Raw genomic sequence first — 19936 nt, forward strand, 5'->3', positions numbered from 1 at the left:
AGAGGGTGTGAAAAAACGGCGATGGCAAGGCGCCGAGTCGAAGACAGTACACTCGTACGGCGAGACGAGGCAACGCAGCCTTAGACGAATTTTGCACACCCTCGTAGGGTGGACTGACCCGCATCGTCCATTCTCCCGCTGGTTGAACGCGTGGGCGGAGGACCGCCCACCCTACCGCGCGCACCAAGCGTGCTTCCGGTGGCAAGATAGCCATTCTTCTTGCCTGAATCGGAATGCATGAAACGGATCGCCGCCGCCCTCCTGCTGTCCTGCCTCGCCGCCGCCGCGCTCACGGCGCCGCAGGCCGAACAGGCCCGGGACAAGCGCGCGGCGGCCCGCCCCGCCGCCCCGGTTCCTCCCCCGCACCTGCCGCCGCAAGCAGCTCCTGGCGCCACCCCGCCCGCGCCGGCGCCCGGCGAAGTCGACACCCAGGACGCCCTGCCGCCGCCTTCTTCGGCCGCCCAGGACCTGTACTCGTCCGCGCGCGGCGACCTGCTGCAGATCCGCATGCTGCTCAAGAACGGCCGCACCCAGTCGACGGTCGGTTCCGGCTTTTTGGTGGGCGAAGGCGACCTGGTGGTCACCAACTACCACGTGGTGTCGCAGATGGCGCTCGACCCGGATGTCTATACCGCCGAATACGTCGACACCGACGGCAACAGCGGCCCGGTCGAATTGATGGCGGTCGACGTGCTGCACGACCTGGCGGTGGTGCGCGTCAACCGCCAGGGCAGCGGATTCTTCAAGATGCCCGAGCGGCCCCTGAAGCTCGGCCAGGGCCAGCGCCTGTACTCGCTCGGCAACCCGCTCGACCTGGGCTTCGCGATCTCGGAAGGCGCGTACAACGGCGTGGTCACGCGCAGCTTCTACGACCAGCTGATGTTCGGCGGCCCGATCAACTCGGGCATGAGCGGCGGCCCGAGCGTGACCGACAACGGCACGGTCGCCGGCATCAACGTCTCCAAGCGGCGCGACGGCGAATCGGTCAGCTTCCTGGTGCCGGTCAAGTATGCCCAGGGGCTGCTGCGCAAGGTGGAAAGCCAGCCGGCGCCGCCGAAGGACTTCAATCCCCTGATCGCCGAGCAGCTGCTGGCGCACCAGCGCGCCATGGTCGACCGCCTGCTGGAAGAACCGCTCAGCATCAAGAGCATGGGGCCGTATCTGGTACCGGTGCGCGAGTCCGGCCAGCTGCGCTGCTGGGGGCGCTCCAACGTCAAGGCGGAGACGGCCTACACCTCGGATTCGATGAGCTGCGCGATGGAGTCGGCCATCTACGTCTCCTCGCGCCAGCAGACCGGCCACGTGTCGATGACCCACCAGTACATCCGCTCGGACAATCTGCATCCGCTGCCCTTCGCGGCCCTGGCCAGCCGCCTGTTCGGCAGCGCGAAGCTGGGATCGAGCAGCGACGAACGCATGACCAAGCCGGTCTGCACCGAAGGCTTCGTCCACACCCGCACCCTGCCGCTGCGCGTGGTCACCTGCGTGCGCGCCTACCGCAAGTTCGAGGGCCTGTACAACTTCACCCTGCTGACGGCCAGCACCAACGCCGCCGAGTCTAGCCTGCAGAGCCGTCTGGACGTGGCCGGGGTTTCGTATGAAAACGGGGTGCGGGTGACGCGCGCCTTCCTCGGCTCCTTCGGGCGCAACGTGCGGCGCGCCCCCGCGCCCCCGGCCGGGGGCAACCCGTGAGCGCGCCCTGGACCATCGAGATGCTGGCCCGGAACGGCGAGGTGCTGCACCGGCATCGCACGCCCGGCCTGCCGATCCGGATCGGACGGGCCTACGATAACGACGTCATCCTCGACGACGAATACGCCGCCGCCCACCATGCGGTGATCGAGGCCGCACCGGGCGGCGGCCTCGTGATGCGCGACCTCGGCAGCCGCAACGGCGTCGTCTGCGGCCGCAAGCGGGTGCAGCAGCTGCCCCTGTCCGGCGACACCGTGGTGCGCCTCGGCCACACCTCGCTGCGGGTGCGTCCGGCCGACTTCCCGGTGCCGCCCGAGCTGCGCGACCGCACCATGCACGGCTGGGAGGGCCTGCTGCCCGGCGCCGTCGGCGTGCTGCTGGCCGGGCTGGTGGCCCTGCTCGTGACCTGGCTGTTCGACGCCCAGCCGTTCCAGCTGCTGAACTACGTGCTGGCCCCGGCCATCGGCATCGGCGTCGGCCTGCTGTGGAGCAGCCTGTGGGCGTTCCTGAACCGCCTGTTCGGGCGCTATACGCGCCTCGGGCGCCACCTGTTCATCTTCGGCTGCGGCATGGCGGCGCTGGTGGGCTTTCGCCTGCTGGCGGCGACCGTGGCCTACGCCTTCTCCTGGGAGTGGCTGACCCGCTACGGCTCGCACGTGGCGGTGGCGACGGTGGCCGGCATCATCTACTTCCACCTGGCGACCATCAAGCCGCCGCTGCGCAAACGCCTGCGCGCCGTGTGCGCGGGTGCGGCGGTGGTGGCATCGAGCCTGGTCCTGATCGTCAACGAACAGCGCCACGGCCGCGTGGCCGACGAACTGTACATGTCGGTGCTGCTGCCGCCGCAGCTGCGCGCCAGTCCCGACGCCACTGTAGCCGGCCACATGGCGCAGGTGGAGGCCATGCGCAAGGAACTGGACGCCGAACGCGGGCAAGGCCAGCGCTGACTGGCGACAGTCCATCTACGCATGGTGCTTTGACAAGCCGGGCCGGATGCCGGAAGATCGGGCATCCCAACAGTCATCGCGCCGATGAACTCCACCCGCAGCAAGATCGCCGCCGGCATCGCCTGGCTCCTGTTCTGGACCCTGATGGCCCTGGTCGCCGTCGAGGACTACCGGCGCGACGGCGGCCACGAATACTGGAAGCCGCTGCTGTGGGAAGCCTCGTCGGCGCTGGTGGCCACGCTGCTGCTGTCGATCCAGCTGCGTCTCGGCCGGCGCTACAACCACCTGATCGCCACGCCCTGGCGCTGGTTCGCGATCCAGGCGTCCATCATGCCGCTGTACTGGATCAGCTTCGTGCCGCTCGCCTTTGGCATCCGCCACGCCGTGTATGCGCTCGCCGGCGACACCTACACACACGACCCGTGGGGCAACGTGTTCGTCTACGAGTCGCTGAAGATCACCGTGTTCGCGGGCCTGTTCACCGTGATCGCCTTCGGCTTGCTTTCATGGCGCGCGCTGCTGGACGCCAAGGTGCGCGCCGAACAGGCCAACGCCCTGCTGCGCGAAGCCCAGCTGCAGTCGCTGGCGCGCCAGATGCAGCCGCACTTCCTGTTCAATGCGCTCAATACCATCTCGTCGCTGATGCATACCGACGTCGAGCGCGCCGACGCGGTGCTGGTGCAGCTCTCGGACATGCTGCGCGCCGCGCTCGCGCTGGGCCAGCGGCCACAGGCGACGCTCGAGGGAGAGCTGCGGCTGGCGCGCGCTTACGCGGGCGTGATGGCGGGGCGTTTCGATGGACGTGCGCAAGTCGACTGGCGGATCGACGACGCCTTGCTGGACGCGCCGCTGCCGGCCATGAGCGTGCAGCCGCTGCTGGAAAACGTGTTCAAGCATACGGTCGAACGGCGCCGGGCGCCGACCCGCATCGTCGTCAGCGCAGAGCGTGAGGAGGATGCGCTGGTGCTGCGGGTCGAGGACGATGCGGGCCGGTTAGACGCGGTCAAGGACAAGGCGGGCGAGTCGGGCATCGGGCTGGCCAACCTGCGTGCGCGCCTCGCGTCGCTGCATGGGGAGCGCGCCAGCCTGGCCTTGCTGCAGCTGGAACCGCTTGGAGTGCGCACCGAACTGAGGCTGCCATGCGCATCCTGATCGTCGACGACGAGCGCCCGGCGCGCGATCGGCTGCGCCGCATGCTGGCGCTGGAGCCGGGCATCGACGCCATCCATGAAGCCGCCGACGCCCATGAAGCGCTGCGCTGCCTGCCGGAGGTCCAGCCGGATGCGCTGCTGCTCGATATCGAGATGCCGGAGCTGTCGGGGATCGAACTGGCGGCGTCCTTGCCCGAGCCGGCGCCGCTGGTGGTGTTCGTGACCGCCTACGACGAGTATGCGCTGCGGGCGTTCGATGCGAATGCGATCGACTACCTGCTCAAGCCCTTCGACCAGGCGCGCCTGCGGCGGGCGCTCGATCGGCTGCGCGAGCGTCTGGCGTCGCGCACGCTCGGAAAGACCGCCGCCGCGGCCGGCCTGCCGCCGCGCCAGCTGCTGGTGACGGAACGTGGCGCCACCCGCGTGGTGCAGGTGGAGGACATCGAATGGCTGGAGACGGCGGACAACTACGTCGTGCTGCACACGGCGCAGGGTGCGCCGCTGCTGCGCCAGACCTTGTCAGGACTGCTGGAGCAGCTGGGGGGCAGCTTCGTGCGCTGTCACCGGCGGGCGGCGGTGCGGGTGAAGGCGGTGGCGCGGATCGTGCCGCTCGAGAAAGGCGACTGCGAGCTTGTGTTGCGAAGTGGAGCAATCACCCCGTGCAGTCGCCAATATCGAACAGTCCTGATGGCGGCACTTGACTGAGCGCCGCGGAAGACGACGACTTTCCGGTGCTGGTCGTCAGTCCTCGAACAACTTGAACAAACCGTAGCCGATAGCAGCAACCGCCGCAATTGGTGCCGCCGCCGTGATAACTGCGCCAGCAGCCATTCCGCCACCGACAACGCTTCCGATGGAAGCCATCCCGGACGCAATTGCTGCGCCGCCCGCCGTGCCTGCGGCGCCCGCGGTTGCCGCAAGGGCGGCACCGGTACTGCCTGCAGTTGCAGACATAATGGTTGCTGCTGATGCGCCAACAACACTTGACGCAGTAGTTGCAGCCGATACGGCAGTCGCGGCCCCGCCGGCAATGCCAACTACAGTAGATTTTTTCGTTTCAGTACTCATTTTTTTATCGGGCATGTGCCATAGGAAGAGCTACCAGCATGCCATCAATAGTTCTATGTGGCAATATTGCCTGAAAAATTATGCATGGCTGATAGCAGTGGCACGCTCGCGTTAAAAAAAATGAGGAATATTCCGTGGATGAGGCACGTGGCAGCAGACGACATGCAAAGATGCTCGCTAGCTTGACGCTGGCCGGAGCCGTTTCACCCCGCCGCAGGTCCGCTTCGCCCCAAATCGCTCGGCGCGAATGCGCGCCTGCGTCATGCTGGCCGCTTTCGACAACTACGATAACGAGAGCGAGCCATGAACCGCGACCATCTTCCCGACAGCTGCCGGCTGTACTTCCTCGACTGGGTGCGCATCCTTGCCTTCTTCCTGCTGATCGTCTACCACGTCGGCATGTATTACGTGACCTGGGGCTGGCACGTGAAGAGCCCTTTCGCCAGTACCGCGCCCGAGCCCTTCATGATGATGTCTTCGCCCTGGCGGCTGGGGCTGCTGTTCTTCATCGGCGGCGTGGCCGCCAGCATCATGCTGCGCAAGAGCGGCACGGCAAACTTCCTGAAGCGGCGCAGCGTGCGCCTGCTGGGGCCGCTGATATTCGGGATGTTCGTGATCGTGCCGCCGCAAGCTTATTTCGAGGTGGTCGAGAAGCTCGGCTACGACGGCGGCTATCGCGCCTTCATGGGATTGTACGTGCAGGGCTACAAGGGTTTCTGCCAGGATGGCTGCCTGAAGCTGCCGACCTGGAACCACCTGTGGTTCGTCGCCTACCTGTGGATCTATACGATGCTGCTGGGCGGACTGGTAGCAGTATCAGGCCCACGCATGGACCGGATCGCAGCGCAGCTCGGCAAGCTGCTGCATGGCTGGAAGCTGATCGTGCTGCCGGCCGCCGTGCTCGCCGTGGCGCGCATCGCGCTGGTCGAACGCTTCCCGACCAACCACGCGGTGGTGAACGACTGGTGCAATCACGCGATGTCCTTCCTGCCCTTCCTGCTCGGCGCGCTGGTGGCAAGGGTCCCGGGCTTCTGGAGCCGCCCGGCGCAGGTGCGCTGGCAGGCGCTGGCCATCGCGGCGACCTGCTGGACCTGCTGGGTGATGTGGGCCCACGTAACCTGGGACAACGCGACGCCGGCAGCCGTGGCGGTGCTGCGCCCCATCATGTCCAGCGTGTACGCCCTGATGGCCTGGAGCGCGACGGTGGCTGCCTGCGGCTTCGCGGTGCGCCACCTGGACCATGACAGCCCTGCCCGGCGCTACCTGAACGAGGCCATCTTCCCGGTCTACATCCTCCACCAGACCCTGATCGTGGTGCTGGCGCATGCGATGAAGCCGCTGCGCATCGCAGCGGGACCGGAAGCCATCATGCTGGTGGTGCTGACGGCGAGCTTGAGCTTCGGCATCTTCGAGCTGGTACGCCGGGTACGCCTCCTGCGCCCGCTGTTCGGGCTGGCGCAAGAAAGCGTAGCTCCGGCAAAATCGGCGCCGTTGCCGGCGCAGTGATCGACAAACGCCGCCGCAAGCACCGCCACACAAGCCGCCGCCTGACACTGGCGGCGTGCCAAGACGCTACTCAGTGCGTCGCGGTGCCGGCCGGCCGCGACTGGACTGCAGCCTGCTGGGCGCCCTGCCCTGCTTCCATTTGCGCGCGCTGCAGGTCGCCGCTGCCCTCCATGCCGCGGGCATCGCCGTCCGGGCGCACGAAGGGATCGGTGGCGTTGCGCATCGCTTCCTGCTGGTTGCGGATGTTGCGCTCGGTTTCCTCGGTGGCGGTGCGCGCGACTTCGTCGACCAGGGCGCGCGCCGTGCGCGTGGTGTTTTGCACGTGCTGCTCGGTGACGCGCGCCAGCTCGACCTGGGAATCGGCCGCCAGGCGCGCGATGTGCTGCTGGTAGGCGCGCAGCTTCTCGGTGGCGGGCTGGGCGCGGCTCGATGCGGCGGTGAACAGCTCGGTCTGGCGATCGGCGCTCAGGACGTGGTGGCTGGCCAGGGTGCTTTCTTCGAGCATGGTCTGGACCAGCTGGATGTTCAGGTCGCAGATCTGCTGGAAAGAGCGGAACATCGACTTGGACATGTCGTTCAGGAAGGCAGTCTGCGCTTCCATATGGGTGCGGACTGCCGGGCTTACGGATTGCGGAAAGGGATACATGCATCGACCTCGTCTTGGTGTGATTGCTTCGAATGGGTACGTCGCGGCCTGACGGCTGGGCCGTCGGCCGCCACACGAAGCTAGTAGGCTAAAGGGACGAGGAGACGCGCGTTTGACATGGACCAAACGTGCGCCCTTGGCCTCATTCGCGTGCGAACGAGGCCGGCAGTGCGGCGCCGCAATCCTTGCAAAAGCGGGCTCGGGCCTCGTGGCCGGTCGCGCCGCACTCCCCGCAGGCGCGCTCGGTACGCGCCGGGCCGTGGCGGCGGTCGGTGCGGCGCGCCGTCATCTCGGCGGTGACGATCCCGGTCGGCACCGCCAGGATGCCCCAGCCGAGCAGCATCATGAAGGACGCGATCCCCTTGCCCAGATGGGTGTGCGGGGTGATGTCGCCGTAGCCGACCGTGGTCATGGTCACGATCGCCCAGTACATCGCGGTCGGAATGCTGGTGTAGCCGTGCTCCGGCCCTTCGACCACGTACATGAGGGTGCCGAGCACCAGCACCAGCATCAGCACCACCGACAGGAACACCATGATCTTGCGCCGGCTCGCGCTCAGGGCCTCGCCCAGGCGCGTGTATTCCTCGATGTAGAGCGTCAGCTTGAAGATGCGGAACACGCGCAGCAGGCGCAGGATGCGGATGTCGAGGAGGGCCTGGCTGCCCGGCACCAGCAGCGAGAAATAGGTCGGCAGCACGGACAGCAGGTCGACAATGCCGAAGAAACTGGTAGCGTATCTGAGCGGCCGGCGCACGCACAGCAGGCGCGCGAGATACTCAAGCGTGAACAGCAGGGTAAAGCTCCACTCCAGCACGCGCATGACGCCCGCGTGGCGGCCCCCGATCGCCGGCACGCTCTCCAGCACCACCACCAGAATGCTGAGCAGGATCGCCGCGATCAGGACGATGTCGAAGCGCTTGCCGGCCTTCGTATCGCTATTGAAGATGATGTCGTACATGCGGGCGCGCCAGCCGCCCTCCGGCCTGCCATAGCGGGCCGCCTGCTTCGCCTGCGCTGCGCTGGCCGCCTTCATGCGGACGTGGCGGCGGACGGACCCTTCAGCTCGACGGTATTGCCCTCGGGGTCGCTCAGATAGATCGACGGCCCTTCGCCTTCGGCGCCGTAGCGCGACTCGACCGGCCCCGCCGCCACGCCGTGCGCGTCCAGGTGACGGCGGATCGCGGCTTCGTCGAACGGCTCCACGCGCAGGCACAGGTGGTCGAGGTTGCGGCCCTCGGCGCCCGGCGCCGCCCCGCCTGCGCGGCCCAGCTTGCCGTCGACCGGCACCAGGTCGATCATGGCCGCGCCGGCGCGCAGCTGCACCAGGCCGATCTCGTCCTGGCGCCGCTCGACCGGGCAGCCGAGCACGTCGCCGTAGAAGGCGATCATGGCGTCGAGGTCGACCACACGCAGGACGATGTGGTCGAGCCCGCGCACCGGGATCGCTGGATCACTTGGCATGTTGCTCGACCCAGGCCGCGAAGGTGTTCACGAAGGTCTGGAAGAAGTCGCGGCTGGAGTCGTCGACCAGGCGTTCGCCGTCGTACTTGGCGGCGACGTTGCCGACATAGGCTTCCGGCGCCGGCATGCAGGGCATGTTCAGGAACGGCAGCATCTGGCGCAGGTGGTGGTTGGCGCCGAAGCCGCCCAGGGCGCCCGGCGAAACGCTGACCACGGCGCAGGGCTTGTCGGCATAGGCCGCCTTGCCGTAGGGACGGGAGCCGACGTCGATCGCGTTCTTCAGCGCACCCGGCACCGAGCGGTTGTATTCCGGCGTGCAGAACAGGATGCCGTCGGCCTGCCCGATGCGCTCGCGGAAGGCGGTGAAGGCGGCAGGCGGGTTGCCGGTTTCGTCGTCCTGATTGTAGAGCGGCAGGTCGCGGATCTCGACGATTTCCATCTTGAGGCCGGCAGGGGCCAGCTCGATCATCGATTGCGCCACCTTGCGGGTGAACGAGTCCTTGCGCAGGCTGCCGACGATGACGGCGATGTTCCGAGTGGTCATGGTTTCCTTTCAGGTGAGATCGGTGACGTGAACCTGATGGTAACCATTTTCACAAGATTGCGCTGGCCTCAGATGCGCAGGCGCCGCCGTTCTTCCACGAAGCGCTTCACCGCCGCCTTCTTCATGACGACCACCGGGTCGCCGTGCCAGGCGTACAGATAGGGTTCCCCGCCCTGGCGGTCGGTCAGCCTGGCCGACAGCAGGAAGCGCGTGCCGACCGGATAGCGTTCGGGGTCGCTCAGCGCGCGCGAGCAGTGCACCCGCAGCGAGGTCGCGTAAGCTTGCCCCGACACCGGCCGGACGACCACCCGTCCGCTGCGCGGGTCGACGGCCGACTCGACCGCCACTTCCCGATACATCCAGCTCTCGCGCGCCATCCTCTTATCCCTTCGCGGCCGCCAGCACGGCACTGCGCGCGACCTTCTGCTCGCGGATCGGCAGGTTGACCAGGGCGGCCGCCAGGGCCAGCACGATGTCGGCGTACCACATCCAGGTATAGTCGCCGAAGCGCACGAAGGAGAGGCCGCCCAGCCAGGCGCCGAAGAAGCCGCCGATCTGGTGCGACAGCAGGGTCAGGCCGAACAGGGTGGCAAGATAGCGCATGCCGAACAGTTTGCCGACCAGTCCGGCGGTAGGCGGAACGGTTGCCAGCCAGGTGACGCCGAGCGCACCGGCGAACAGGTAGAAGGTCAGCGCGGTCTTGGGCGCCAGCAGGTAGAGGACGATCAGCAGCGCGCGGCTCGCGTAGATGATGGCGAGCAGCGACTTCATGCGGTAGCGGTTGGCCAGCGCGCCGGCGGCCAGGCTGCCGAGGATGTTGAACAGCCCGATCAGGGCCAGCGCCGTGGCCGACACGCCCGCGCTCAGGCCGCACAGCGCGACTTCCTGCGGCAGGTGGGTGACCAGGAAGGCAATGTGGAAGCCGCAGGTCAGGAAGCCCAGGTGCAGGCACAGGTAGCTGCGGTCGCGCATGGCCTGGCGCAGCTGTTCGGTGAGGGTCATGCCGGGCGCGCTGGGCGCCGCGTGCGCCGCCGGCGTGCCTGGGGCGGCCGGCGGCGGGGCTTTCTGGCCACGCATGCCGAGCGCCAGCGGAATGGTGAGCAAGGTGGTCGCCGCCATGGTCAGCATCGCGATCACCCAGCCGGCGCCGGCGATGATCGCCTGCATCAGCGGCGCGAACACGAACTGGCCGAAGGAGCCGCCGGCATTGATGAAGCCGGATGCGAAGGCGCGCCGCTCGGCGGGCAAGCGCTGGGCGGTGGCGCCGATCAGGATCGAGAAGCTGCCCGCCCCCGCGCCGGCGGCCGACAGCACGCCCATGGTCAGGATCAACCCCCATTCGGAGCTGACGAAGGGCGTGGCCGCGGTGCCGGCGGCCAGCATCAGGCCGCCGATGACGATGACCCGCGCCGGGCCGTATTTGTCGGCGATGGCGCCGAAGACCGGCTGCGAGGCGCCCCACATCAATTGGGCGACGGCCATGGCGAAGCTGATGGTGGCCACGCCCAGCCCGGTCGAGGTATTGATGGGCGACAGGAACAGCCCCGTCGTCAGGCGCGCCCCCATCGTGATCATCAGGATGGCGCTGGCGGCCAGGATCAACATCCAGGCCGCGCGTGGGGTCATCGGTGCGGGAGAATTCATGTTGTCTGCGTAGGGTGGACGGGGCAATTTCGGGCAATGCCCGGAATTGCAGACGCTCCGCGCGTTCAAACAGTGTTCAAACGTGCGGTAACAAAAATCGAAGGGGAGCTGGACGCGCACACGGCAAAGCCGTGCACCCTACAAATTATAGTGCATATGCACCCACATGCCACTAAGACATCAATCCGGCAACTTGACGAGAAGGGCGACCGCCTCCGCCGCCATCCCCTCTTCCCGCCCGAGAAAGCCCAGCTTCTCGTTGGTCTTGGCCTTGATGTTCACCTGCTGCGTCGACACGCCCAGGTCTTCCGCGATGCGCGACACCATCAGCGGAATGTGCGGCGCCATCTTCGGCTGCTGCGCGATGATGGTCGCATCGATATTCCCGATCGTGTAGCCGGTCGCGACCACGCGGTGCGCGACTTCCCTCAGCAGGGTGCGCGAGTCGGCGCCGGCGAACATCGGATCCGTGTCCGGGAAATGCTTGCCGATGTCGCCCAAAGCAGCAGCGCCCAGTAGCGAATCGATGATCGCGTGCAGCAGCACGTCGGCGTCCGAGTGGCCGAGCAGGCCGAGGCGGTGCGGGATGGTCAAGCCGCCGACGATGAGCTTGCGCCCCTCGACCAGCGCGTGGCAGTCGTAGCCGGTCCCGATGCGGAACGGCGGGGTAGGATTCCAGGATGCTTGTGCCATGGTTTTATTTCTGTTCAGGTTGATGGGCGGCCAGGTACATCTCGGCGATCCGGATGTCCGCAGGCAGCGTGACTTTGAGGTTGCGTGGATGTCCTTCCACCAATTTAGGGGCCAGTCCCAGCGCTTCAACCGCGCTGGCGTCGTCCGTGATCGCCGACGGATCGGTGGCGGCGTCGAGCGCGCGCGTCAGCAATTGGTAGCGGAACATCTGCGGCGTCTGCGCCAGCCACAGGCCGTCGCGCGACACGGTCGCGACCTCGCCGGCGACGTGGCGCTTGACGGTGTCGACCACCGGCAGCGCCAGCAGTCCGCCGGCCGGGTGTTCACCAGTTTCGACGATCAGGCGCGCGATCAGTTCCGCATCCAGCCCGGGGCGCGCGGCGTCGTGCACCAGCACCCAGTCATCGGGCGCGATGCCGCCGTGCAGCGCGCGCAGGCCGTTGCGGATCGACTCCATGCGGGTGGCGCCGCCGCAGCCCAGCACCGTGACGCCCGCCTCCGGCACGATCGTGTCGATGAAGGGATCGTCGGCGCTGACCACGACATAGGTGTGGGCGATGAGCGGGCTCGAGAGGAAAGCGTCGATGGTGTGGCGCAGCATCGGCTTGCCCAGGATGGGCAGGTATTGCTTGGGACTGCCCGCCGCCATCCGTGCGCCGACGCCGGCGGCCGGGATCAGTGCAACATAGCGAGGGCGTGAAGCCGGGACTGCGGAGTCTGTCATTGCTGGGGTGTTCAAGATGCCTTGGCGCGTCGTGGTGGTCGAAGCAACAACTGTACCTCACCGCCGCAAACCTTGCCGAGACGGGCGTATTCCTGCGGCGAATCGATCGCCGCCTGCAGCGCTTCGACCTTCGCCATCTCGGTCTTAATGTAGGGCATCCAGCCGCGGTCGACTTCGCGCTGGAGCAGACCCTGGGCCTGTCCGATCGGCGCGTACAAGGGCTTGTTGCCGAAGCGCTGGGCCAGGGCCTTGCGCACCTTCGCTTCGACTTTCGGCAGGTAGTCGAGGTAGGCGTTCAGGTGGCGCATCTCGTGCGCCAGCACTTCCTGGTAGGCGCAGGAAGCGGGCGGGAACTCGCGGCTGACGTAGACCACGATCGGCGGATAGGTCAGCCGCACCTCGATGTGCGGCGCAATGCATTCGTAGCCGCTGGTCCGGTCTGTCAGGAGGCGCCCGCCGACGTTGATGCTGACGCGCGATTCGGTGCGCGTCAGGCCCAGCACGTACTGCCCGGGCCGCGCCCTGCCTTTCATCACCGTCAGCGAGCGGTAGCCGACGCTGTTATCGATGCGAAAGCCGTTCTGCACGCCGGTCAGCACCGACAGCGTCTCGCCGATGCTGTCCTCGCAGCGCGCCTGGAACGGCGTGCGCGGCTGCGCGGCGGCTGCGAGCGCCCACGACCACAGCACGAGCGCCAGCAGCGGTTTCATCGTTCAGTCGGGAGTCCAGGCGCCGGACAGGATCTTCTCGAGCCAGAAGGTACCGATGATGGTTTTCACGTCCGTGATCTCGCCGCGCTTGACCATCTCGAGCAGCTCGGGCACGGTGGCCGTGAAGGTCTCGAGGAACTCGCCCTGGTCGAGCTTCTGCTGGCCCGCGGTCAGGTCCTCGGCCAGGAAGATCTCGAGATGCTCGTCCGAATACGCGATCGCATTGTGGATGGTGCAGACGAAGCGCCACTTGCCGGCCGTGTAGCCGGTCTCTTCTTCCAGCTCGCGCTGGGCGCAAGCCAGGTGCTCCTCGCCCGGGTCGATCTTCCCGGCCGGGAACTCGATGAAGACTTGTGCATTCGGATAGCGGAACTGGCGCTCCAGCAGCACGCGCCCGTCCGGCAGCAGCGGCAGGATCACGACGGCGCCGGGGTGGCGGAAGAATTCGCGGTGGGAAGTGGAACCGTCGGGCAGGCGGATCTTGTCGCGCTCTACCTTGAGAAATTTGCCGTCATAGACGACCTCGCCGTCGATACGGGTCTCGCGCAAATCCATGCATTCTCCAAACTCGGGGGTTGTGGGGTGGGCGAATTTTCCGCCCACGCGGTCAACCACGCTGCCTGCGGAGATAGCGGAAAACAAACCCGGGAAACGCCAGCACCAGGAACAGGCAGCCGGTCACAGCGTAGAACTCCCAGCCCTGCGCGAACACGCCGCCGATGCGGGACTCCAGCGCGCGCGCCAGGAAGCCGACGACAAAGTATAAAACAATCAGCTCGAGCAGGCGCAGCGGGAACGACTTCGTGCGCAAGGGGGAAGAAACATCGCCGTTACCAGGCGCGTTCGATTTCACGGGAATGAACCCGAACACACGCTCGGTGAGGAAAGGCAGGTTGGCGGCCGCGAGTGCAATCGCGACCACCAGCCAGGACGCCAGGGAGGAATCCAAGGCGCCGTATTACTTCGCGAGGGTTGCCTGCATGGTGCTGTAGCACACCGCCAGCAGCCAGCCCGGGACGATACCCAGCACCACCACGGCCACGCCGTTGAGCGACATCACGACGCGCATGTCGGCCGGGGTGTGGATGGCGGCGGTGTCCGCGGCCTCGTCGAACCAGATGGTCTTGACGATGCGCAGGTAGTAGAAGGCGCCTACCAGCGAGAACAGCACGGCGACGACCGCCAGCCACACCATGCCCGCGTTGGCAACCGCCTGCAGCACCGCCCACTTGGCCATGAAGCCGACCATCGGTGGCACGCCCGCGAGCGAGAACATCAGGATGGTCATGACGATCGCGAACCATGGCGAACGCTTGCCCAGGCCCTTGAAGTCGTTGATGGTTTCCGCTTCGTGGCCGGCGCGCGCCAGCATCATGATCAGGCCGAAGCTGCCGACGGTGGTCAGCACATAGGTGATCATGTAGTAGACCGCGGCGCTGTAGGCCGAGGCCGCGTCGCTGTTGTCGCCGTTGACGATGCCGGTCATCATGCCCAGCAGGACGAAGCCCATCTGCGCGATGGTCGAGTAGGCCAGCATGCGCTTGATGTTGGTCTGGGCGATCGCGGTGATGTTACCCACGGCCAGCGACAGCACCGCCAGCACCAGCAGCATCTGCTGCCAGTCGAAAGCCATCGACGGCAGCGCCTCGACCAGGATGCGGATGGTCATGGCCAGGGTCGCCAGCTTCGGCGCGCCGCCCAGCAGCAGGGTGACCGCGGTCGGCGAACCCTGGTAGACGTCCGGCACCCACATGTGGAACGGGACCGCGCCCAGCTTGAAAGCGAGGCCGGCGACCACGAACACCAGGCCGAACACCAGGATGGTGCTGTTGGCGTCGCCGCTGGCGCTGACCTGGCCGATGGTGCTGATGTCGAGCGAACCGGTGGCGCCGTAGATCATCGACATGCCGTACAGCAGGAAGCCCGAGGCCAGTGCGCCCAGGATGAAGTACTTCATCGCGGCTTCGGTCGAGACGGCGTGGTCGCGGCGCATCGCCACCAGGGCGTACAGCGACAGCGACATCAGTTCCAGGCCCAGGTACAGCGACAGCATGCTGTTACCCGAGATCATGATCATCTGGCCCAGCATCGAGAACAGCGCGAGCACGTAGAACTCGCCGCCCAGGTTACCGGACATCATGGCGCGGTCGCCCGCGTACTGGCGCGAGTACACCAGGGTCATGGCGGTGGCCAGATAGGTGAACAGCTTGAGCAGGTTCGCCAGCGGATCCGACACATACATGCCGTTGAAGGTGAATACCGTCGCGCCGCCCTGGAAATCGGCGAAGGACAGCACGGCGCAGCCGACGATCGTGAGCAGGGTCAGCGCGTAGGTCAGGTTGCGCTTGCCCTCCTTCAGGAACATGTCGATCAGCAGGATCGCGGAAGCCGCGATCAGCAGGAAGATTTCGGCATAGACCGGCGCCAGATTGGTGTCGGTCGCCGCATGCAAGGTTGAGGTCATTTCATTCATGGCTGTTTATTGAGGCACTTTGCTGACTGCGACGTGTTGCAGGAGGTCGGCGACCGAGACCTGCAGGGTGTCGCCGATCGGCGCCGGGTACAGGCCCATCCACAGAGTGGCGATCGCCAGCACGCCGAGGATGGCGAATTCGCGGCCGTTCAGGTCGGTCAGCTCGGCGACGTGCTTGTGCACGATCTTGCCGAACACGACGCGCTTGACCATCCACAGCGAGTAGGCGGCGCCCAGGATCAGGGCGGTGCCTGCCAGCAGGCCGGTCCAGAAGTTGAACTGGACGGCGCCCAGGATGACCATGAATTCGCCGATGAAGCCCGAGGTGGCCGGCAGGCCGGCATTCGCCATCGAGAACAGCACGGCGAACGCGGCGAACTTCGGCATCGTGTTGACGACGCCGCCGTAGTCGGCGATTTCACGCGAGTGGACGCGGTCGTACAGCACGCCGATGCACAGGAACATCGCGCCCGACACGAAGCCGTGCGAGATCGACTGCATCAGGCCGCCCTGCACGCCCAGTTCGTTGAACATGAAGAAGCCGAGGGTGACGAAGCCCATGTGGGCGATCGACGAGTAGGCGACCAGTTTCTTCATGTCCTTCTGCACCATCGCCACCAGGCCGATGTAGATCACGGCGACCAGCGACAGCACGATGACGACCGGGGCCAGGTAGTGCGAGGCGTCCGGGGCGATCGGCAGCGAGAACCGCAGGAAGCCGTAGGCGCCCAGCTTCAGCATGATCGCGGCCAGCACCACGGAACCGCCGGTCGGCGCTTCCACGTGGGCGTCCGGCAGCCAGGTGTGCACCGGCCACATCGGGACCTTCACGGCGAAGGCCATGAAGAAGGCGATGAAGATCAGTATCTGCTCGTTCATCGTCAGCGGCAGGCGGTGCCATGCCAGGATGTCGAAGGAACCCGACTGGTTGTACAGGTAGATGATCGCGACCAGGGTCAGCAGCGAGCCGAAGAACGTGTACAGGAAGAACTTGAATGCCGCATACACGCGATTCGGGCCGCCGAACACGCCGATGATGATGTACATCGGGATCAGGGTGGCTTCGAAGAAGAAGTAGAACAGCAGGCCGTCCAGCGAGGCGAACACGCCGATCATCAGGCCCGACAGGATCAGGAAGGAGCCCATGTACTGACCGATGCGCTCGTCGATCACCTGCCACGCCGCCAGCACCACGATGATGGTGATGAAGGCGGTCAGCGGCACGAACCACAGCGACAGGCCGTCGACGCCCAGCTTGTAGAACACATTGAAGCGTTCGATCCAGCTGGCCACTTCATAGAACTGCATGCCGTGGGCGGCATTGTCGAAGTTCATGATCAGCGGGATGGTCGGCAGGAAGCTGACCACCGCGCCGACCAAGGACAGCAGGCGGGTGAAGCCGGCGTTCTTGTCGCGGCCGACGGCCAGCACGATCAGGCCGAAGACGATCGGGAGCCAGATCGCCAGGCTCAGGTAAGGAGGAAATGTAGAAATTGACTGCATCATTTTTCGCTTTTCTTATCTAGCCCGATTTAAGCCTGCCAGAACGGGAAGAACCACAGCAGGGTTGCCAGCACGCCGACGATCATCACGAACGCGTAGTGATAGATGTAGCCCGTCTGGAAGGTACGGGTGATCGTCGAGAACCAGCCGACCAGCTTGGCCGAACCGTTCACCAGCAGGCCGTCGATCAGGCCGCGGTCGCCCACTTTCCACAGGCCGCCACCGATGGCGCGTGCGCCGCCGGCGAACACGACCTCGTTGAACTTGTCCATGTAGTACTTGTTGTCCAGCAGGGTGTGCAGCGGCTTGAATTTGGCGTAGAACCAGGCCGGCACGCGCGGGTTGACCATATAGCAGTAGTAGGCGGTAACGACACCTGCCAGCGCCAGCCAGAACGGCATGGTGGTCAGGCCGTGGATGGCCATCGCCATCGCGCCATGGAACTCTTCGTTCAGGGTCTCCATCGCGGTGTGGTTTTCGCCGACGAAGATCACGCCCTTGAAGAAATCGCCATGCAGCATCGGACCGATCGCCAGGTAACCGATGATGACCGACGGGATCGCCAGCAGGATCAGCGGCAGGGTCACGACCCACGGCGACTCGTGCGGCTTCTGGCCCGGGGCCAGGCCGTGGTGGCCGTGATCGTCGTGTTCCTCTTCATGGTGCGCGTCCGAATCGTGCAGCGCGTGCGGGTCGGCATGGCCGTGGCCCGCAGCGACTGCCTGCTTGTGATCGTCATGCGCATGCGCGTGGTCGTCATGGGCGTGTGCCTTGCCGAAGCGCTCTTCCCCGTGGAACACCAGGAAGTACATGCGGAAGGAGTAGAAGGCGGTCACGAACACGCCGGCCAGCACGGCGAAGTTGGCGAAGCCGGCGCCCGGGATATTGGTCGCGTGCACTGCCTCGATGATCGAATCCTTCGAGTAGAAGCCCGAGAACAGCGGCGTACCGATCAGGGCCAGCGAGCCCAGCAGCGAGGTGATCCAGGTGATCGGCATGTACTTGCGCAGGCCGCCCATATTGCGCATGTCCTGGTCGTGGTGCATGCCGATGATGACCGAACCCGCGCCGAGGAACAGCAGCGCCTTGAAGAAGGCGTGGGTCATCAGGTGGAACACGGCCACCGAGTAGGCCGAGGCGCCCAGCGCGACGGTCATGTAGCCCAGCTGCGACAGGGTCGAGTAAGCGACGACGCGCTTGATGTCGTTCTGGATGATGCCCAGGAAGCCCATGAACAGCGCGGTGATCGAACCGATCACGATGACGAAGCTCAGCGCGCCGTCCGACAGTTCGAACAGCGGCGACATGCGCGACACCATGAAGATGCCGGCGGTAACCATGGTTGCCGCGTGGATCAGCGCCGAGATCGGGGTCGGGCCTTCCATCGAGTCCGGCAGCCAGACGTGCAGCGGGAACTGCGCCGACTTGCCCATCGCGCCGATGAACAGGCAGATGCAGGCGGCGGTGAGCAGCGGCCAGCCGATGCCCGGAACCACCATCTGCGACAGCTTCTCCGACTGGGCGAAGACGTCGGTGTACTGCATCGAGCCCGAGGCGGCCAGCAGCAGGCCGATGCCCAGGATAAAGCCGAAGTCGCCGACGCGGTTCACCAGGAATGCCTTCATGTTCGCGAAAATCGCGGTCGGGCGGGTGTACCAGAAGCCGATCAGGAGATAGGACACCAGACCAACAGCCTCCCAGCCGAAGAACAGCTGCAGGAAGTTGTTGGACATGACCAGCATCAGCATCGAGAAGGTGAACAGCGAAATGTACGAGAAGAAGCGGTTGTAGCCTTCGTCCTCGGCCATGTAGCCGATCGTGTAGATGTGGACCATCAGCGACACCGAGGTCACCACGCACATCATCATCGCTGACAGCGAATCGATCTGGAAGCCGACGGCCAGCTTGAGCGTGCCGACGGTCATCCAGGTGTAGATGTCTTCGTTGAAGGTGGCGCCGTCGAGCACCGCCATCAGGGTCTGGACCGAGATGATCAGCGCGATCAGCACGCCCAGGATGGTCGCGGTATGCGACACCTTGCGGCCGACCACGTTGCCGAAGAACTTGGTACCGAGCAGGCCGGCGATCGCCGAGCCTGCGAGCGGCGCCAGAGGCACCGCCAGTAACATTGAGGAAGAGAGTTGCCCCGCCATTGTTGAACCTTAGTCGTTATTGTTTATCCGAACCCATCAGCCCTTGAGGCTGTCGAGGTCTTCCACATTGATCGTGTCCAGGTTACGGAACAGGACCACCAGGATCGCCAGGCCGATCGCCGATTCGGCGGCCGCGACGGTCAGGATGAAGAACACGAAGATCTGCCCCGCCGCGTCCCCCAGGTAATGCGAGAACGCGATGAAGTTCAGGTTCACCGCCAGCAGCATCAGTTCGACAGCCATCAGCAGGATGATGATGTTCTTCCGGTTCAGGAAGATCCCGATCACCGAGATCGCGAACAGGATCGCGCCCAGGATCAGGTAGTGTGCGAGCGACAAAGTCATGGTGCCTCCTTCGGTGCTGCGGCGGCGGCATCAAGCGCTGCTTTCTGGGCGGCTGCTTCGTCGATCGCGCGCTGGTTGACCGCGTCCATCTTGACGATGCGCAGGCGGTCGTTACGCTTGACGCGGACGGCGAGGCCCGGGTCGATTGCTTTGGTGTCCTTGCGCTTGCGCAGGGTCAGGGCGACTGCGGCGATGATCGCCACCAGCAGGATCACGGCCGCGATCTCGAAGCCGTAGATGTATTTGGTGTAGATCAGCAGGCCCAGTTCCTTGGTGCCGCCGATGTTCAGGGCAGCGGCCTCGGCCGACAGGTCGGTCTGGTTGTAGGCGCGGTACAGGACGGCGGCCATTTCCAGCACGATCAGGGCGCCGACGCCGGAGGCGACCGGCAGGTAGCCCCAGAAGCCTTCGCGCATGCGGTCGATATTAATGTCGAGCATCATGACGACGAACAGGAACAGCACCATCACGGCGCCGACGTAGACCAGCACCAGCACGATGGCCAGGAACTCGGCCTTCAGCAGCAGCCAGATGCCGGCCGCATTGAAGAAGGCCAGCACCAGGAACAGCGCGGCGTGGACCGGGTTCTTGGTGGTGATGACGCGCAGGCTCGCGGCCACCATGATGGCCGCGAACGCGTAGAACAGGAAAGTAGTGAATTCCATGACTTTTTTTC

At 65.7% G+C, this 19936-nt stretch carries 22 protein-coding genes; 5 read left to right on the forward strand and 17 right to left on the reverse strand.

Annotation, left to right across the window (positions count from 1 at the left end; translation table 11 throughout):
- Positions 1 to 237: 237 nt before the first annotated feature.
- The 4 genes from LQ564_RS20515 to LQ564_RS20530 all read left to right on the forward strand — a co-directional run bounded on the left by LQ564_RS20515 (position 238) and on the right by LQ564_RS20530 (position 4495).
- On the forward strand, positions 238 to 1692 hold the full coding sequence (locus LQ564_RS20515) for a S1 family peptidase (RefSeq protein ID WP_231059965.1): 1455 nt from the start codon (positions 238 to 240) through the stop codon (positions 1690 to 1692).
- Positions 1689 to 2639: an FHA domain-containing protein gene (locus tag LQ564_RS20520; RefSeq protein WP_231059966.1), complete on the forward strand. Its 951-nt coding sequence runs from the start codon at positions 1689 to 1691 to the stop codon at positions 2637 to 2639. Before LQ564_RS20515 ends, LQ564_RS20520 begins: the two co-directional genes overlap by 4 nt.
- Before the next feature lie 84 nt (positions 2640 to 2723).
- A complete protein-coding gene (locus LQ564_RS20525; RefSeq protein WP_231059967.1) occupies positions 2724 to 3791 on the forward strand; it encodes a sensor histidine kinase in 1068 nt (355 codons plus the stop codon).
- The gene (locus LQ564_RS20530) at positions 3779 to 4495 is read left to right on the forward strand and encodes a LytR/AlgR family response regulator transcription factor (RefSeq protein ID WP_231059968.1); all 717 of its coding nucleotides are present in this window, start codon (positions 3779 to 3781) and stop codon (positions 4493 to 4495) included. Before LQ564_RS20525 ends, LQ564_RS20530 begins: the two co-directional genes overlap by 13 nt.
- 36 nt (positions 4496 to 4531) lie before the next feature.
- Here LQ564_RS20530 and LQ564_RS20535 read toward each other — a convergent pair whose 3' ends face one another.
- Positions 4532 to 4873, reverse strand: a complete 342-nt coding sequence (locus tag LQ564_RS20535) for a hypothetical protein (RefSeq protein WP_231059969.1) — start codon at positions 4871 to 4873, stop codon at positions 4532 to 4534.
- A gap of 288 nt (positions 4874 to 5161) precedes the next feature.
- On the opposite strand from LQ564_RS20535, the gene LQ564_RS20540 reads away from it, so the two are divergent.
- Complete coding sequence (locus LQ564_RS20540) at positions 5162 to 6364, forward strand: acyltransferase family protein (protein ID WP_231059970.1); 1203 nt, start codon at positions 5162 to 5164, stop codon at positions 6362 to 6364.
- 70 nt (positions 6365 to 6434) lie between these two features.
- Here the strand turns inward: LQ564_RS20540 and phaP are convergent, their stop codons facing one another.
- The 16 genes from phaP to LQ564_RS20620 all read right to left on the reverse strand — a co-directional run bounded on the left by phaP (position 6435) and on the right by LQ564_RS20620 (position 19925).
- Positions 6435 to 6965, reverse strand: coding sequence for a TIGR01841 family phasin (gene phaP / locus LQ564_RS20545; RefSeq protein WP_231059971.1), 531 nt, complete (start codon positions 6963 to 6965; stop codon positions 6435 to 6437).
- Between the two features lie 187 nt (positions 6966 to 7152).
- Positions 7153 to 8043 carry an ion transporter gene (locus LQ564_RS20550; protein WP_231059972.1) on the reverse strand — a complete coding sequence of 297 codons (891 nt, stop codon included), beginning with the start codon at positions 8041 to 8043 and terminating at the stop codon, positions 7153 to 7155.
- Positions 8040 to 8471, reverse strand: a complete 432-nt coding sequence (locus LQ564_RS20555) for a VOC family protein (RefSeq protein ID WP_231059973.1) — start codon at positions 8469 to 8471, stop codon at positions 8040 to 8042. The genes LQ564_RS20550 and LQ564_RS20555 overlap by 4 nt, the downstream gene beginning before the upstream one ends.
- Complete coding sequence (locus LQ564_RS20560; protein ID WP_231059974.1) at positions 8461 to 9015, reverse strand: NADPH-dependent FMN reductase; 555 nt, start codon at positions 9013 to 9015, stop codon at positions 8461 to 8463. Before LQ564_RS20560 ends, LQ564_RS20555 begins: the two co-directional genes overlap by 11 nt.
- A 68-nt stretch (positions 9016 to 9083) precedes the next feature.
- Positions 9084 to 9392 carry a hypothetical protein gene (locus LQ564_RS20565; protein WP_231059975.1) on the reverse strand — a complete coding sequence of 103 codons (309 nt, stop codon included), beginning with the start codon at positions 9390 to 9392 and terminating at the stop codon, positions 9084 to 9086.
- A 4-nt stretch (positions 9393 to 9396) separates the two neighbouring features.
- A complete protein-coding gene (locus LQ564_RS20570; protein WP_231059976.1) occupies positions 9397 to 10659 on the reverse strand; it encodes an MFS transporter in 1263 nt (420 codons plus the stop codon).
- A gap of 180 nt (positions 10660 to 10839) precedes the next feature.
- Positions 10840 to 11352 carry a 2-C-methyl-D-erythritol 2,4-cyclodiphosphate synthase gene (ispF, locus tag LQ564_RS20575; RefSeq protein ID WP_231059977.1) on the reverse strand — a complete coding sequence of 171 codons (513 nt, stop codon included), beginning with the start codon at positions 11350 to 11352 and terminating at the stop codon, positions 10840 to 10842.
- Positions 11353 to 11356: 4 nt separating this feature from the next.
- The gene (ispD, locus tag LQ564_RS20580; RefSeq protein ID WP_231059978.1) at positions 11357 to 12076 is read right to left on the reverse strand and encodes a 2-C-methyl-D-erythritol 4-phosphate cytidylyltransferase; all 720 of its coding nucleotides are present in this window, start codon (positions 12074 to 12076) and stop codon (positions 11357 to 11359) included.
- An 11-nt stretch (positions 12077 to 12087) separates the two neighbouring features.
- On the reverse strand, positions 12088 to 12786 hold the full coding sequence (locus LQ564_RS20585; protein ID WP_231059979.1) for a hypothetical protein: 699 nt from the start codon (positions 12784 to 12786) through the stop codon (positions 12088 to 12090).
- Between the two features lie 3 nt (positions 12787 to 12789).
- Positions 12790 to 13341: an NUDIX domain-containing protein gene (locus LQ564_RS20590; RefSeq protein ID WP_231059980.1), complete on the reverse strand. Its 552-nt coding sequence runs from the start codon at positions 13339 to 13341 to the stop codon at positions 12790 to 12792.
- Positions 13342 to 13393: 52 nt separating this feature from the next.
- Positions 13394 to 13735 carry a DUF2818 family protein gene (locus LQ564_RS20595; RefSeq protein ID WP_231059981.1) on the reverse strand — a complete coding sequence of 114 codons (342 nt, stop codon included), beginning with the start codon at positions 13733 to 13735 and terminating at the stop codon, positions 13394 to 13396.
- A 9-nt stretch (positions 13736 to 13744) separates the two neighbouring features.
- Positions 13745 to 15250 (reverse strand): NADH-quinone oxidoreductase subunit NuoN, encoded by a 1506-nt coding sequence (gene nuoN / locus LQ564_RS20600; RefSeq protein ID WP_231059982.1) that lies wholly within the window; start codon positions 15248 to 15250, stop codon positions 13745 to 13747.
- 15 nt (positions 15251 to 15265) lie between these two features.
- Positions 15266 to 16765: an NADH-quinone oxidoreductase subunit M gene (locus LQ564_RS20605; protein ID WP_231059983.1), complete on the reverse strand. Its 1500-nt coding sequence runs from the start codon at positions 16763 to 16765 to the stop codon at positions 15266 to 15268.
- Between the two features lie 26 nt (positions 16766 to 16791).
- Complete coding sequence (nuoL, locus tag LQ564_RS20610) at positions 16792 to 18915, reverse strand: NADH-quinone oxidoreductase subunit L (RefSeq protein ID WP_231059984.1); 2124 nt, start codon at positions 18913 to 18915, stop codon at positions 16792 to 16794.
- Positions 18916 to 18951: 36 nt separating this feature from the next.
- Positions 18952 to 19260: an NADH-quinone oxidoreductase subunit NuoK gene (gene nuoK / locus LQ564_RS20615; RefSeq protein ID WP_231059985.1), complete on the reverse strand. Its 309-nt coding sequence runs from the start codon at positions 19258 to 19260 to the stop codon at positions 18952 to 18954.
- On the reverse strand, positions 19257 to 19925 hold the full coding sequence (locus LQ564_RS20620) for an NADH-quinone oxidoreductase subunit J (RefSeq protein WP_231059986.1): 669 nt from the start codon (positions 19923 to 19925) through the stop codon (positions 19257 to 19259). Before LQ564_RS20620 ends, nuoK begins: the two co-directional genes overlap by 4 nt.
- Between the last annotated feature and the right edge of the window lie 11 nt (positions 19926 to 19936).

The sequence above is a fragment of the Massilia phyllostachyos genome (assembly GCF_021044825.1).
In the GTDB taxonomy this organism is placed as follows: domain Bacteria; phylum Pseudomonadota; class Gammaproteobacteria; order Burkholderiales; family Burkholderiaceae_D; genus Telluria; species Telluria phyllostachyos.

Bases quoted from the DNA above. Each gene is read 5' to 3' on its own strand.
- LQ564_RS20570 (WP_231059976.1), bottom strand. From the start codon at position 10,659: ATGAATTCTCCCGCACCGATGACCCCACGCGCGGCCTGGATGTTGATC.
- ispD (WP_231059978.1), bottom strand. From the start codon at position 12,076: ATGACAGACTCCGCAGTCCCGGCTTCACGCCCTCGCTATGTTGCACTG.
- LQ564_RS20535 (WP_231059969.1), bottom strand. From the start codon at position 4,873: ATGCCCGATAAAAAAATGAGTACTGAAACGAAAAAATCTACTGTAGTT.
- LQ564_RS20515 (WP_231059965.1), top strand. From the start codon at position 238: ATGAAACGGATCGCCGCCGCCCTCCTGCTGTCCTGCCTCGCCGCCGCC.
- LQ564_RS20555 (WP_231059973.1), bottom strand. From the start codon at position 8,471: ATGCCAAGTGATCCAGCGATCCCGGTGCGCGGGCTCGACCACATCGTC.
- phaP (WP_231059971.1), bottom strand. From the start codon at position 6,965: ATGGAAGCGCAGACTGCCTTCCTGAACGACATGTCCAAGTCGATGTTC.
- nuoL (WP_231059984.1), bottom strand. From the start codon at position 18,915: ATGGCGGGGCAACTCTCTTCCTCAATGTTACTGGCGGTGCCTCTGGCG.
- LQ564_RS20585 (WP_231059979.1), bottom strand. From the start codon at position 12,786: ATGAAACCGCTGCTGGCGCTCGTGCTGTGGTCGTGGGCGCTCGCAGCC.
- LQ564_RS20620 (WP_231059986.1), bottom strand. From the start codon at position 19,925: ATGGAATTCACTACTTTCCTGTTCTACGCGTTCGCGGCCATCATGGTG.
- nuoK (WP_231059985.1), bottom strand. From the start codon at position 19,260: ATGACTTTGTCGCTCGCACACTACCTGATCCTGGGCGCGATCCTGTTC.
- LQ564_RS20525 (WP_231059967.1), top strand. From the start codon at position 2,724: ATGAACTCCACCCGCAGCAAGATCGCCGCCGGCATCGCCTGGCTCCTG.
- LQ564_RS20540 (WP_231059970.1), top strand. From the start codon at position 5,162: ATGAACCGCGACCATCTTCCCGACAGCTGCCGGCTGTACTTCCTCGAC.
- LQ564_RS20605 (WP_231059983.1), bottom strand. From the start codon at position 16,765: ATGATGCAGTCAATTTCTACATTTCCTCCTTACCTGAGCCTGGCGATC.
- LQ564_RS20590 (WP_231059980.1), bottom strand. From the start codon at position 13,341: ATGGATTTGCGCGAGACCCGTATCGACGGCGAGGTCGTCTATGACGGC.
- LQ564_RS20565 (WP_231059975.1), bottom strand. From the start codon at position 9,392: ATGGCGCGCGAGAGCTGGATGTATCGGGAAGTGGCGGTCGAGTCGGCC.
- LQ564_RS20530 (WP_231059968.1), top strand. From the start codon at position 3,779: ATGCGCATCCTGATCGTCGACGACGAGCGCCCGGCGCGCGATCGGCTG.
- ispF (WP_231059977.1), bottom strand. From the start codon at position 11,352: ATGGCACAAGCATCCTGGAATCCTACCCCGCCGTTCCGCATCGGGACC.
- nuoN (WP_231059982.1), bottom strand. From the start codon at position 15,250: ATGACCTCAACCTTGCATGCGGCGACCGACACCAATCTGGCGCCGGTC.
- LQ564_RS20550 (WP_231059972.1), bottom strand. From the start codon at position 8,043: ATGAAGGCGGCCAGCGCAGCGCAGGCGAAGCAGGCGGCCCGCTATGGC.
- LQ564_RS20560 (WP_231059974.1), bottom strand. From the start codon at position 9,015: ATGACCACTCGGAACATCGCCGTCATCGTCGGCAGCCTGCGCAAGGAC.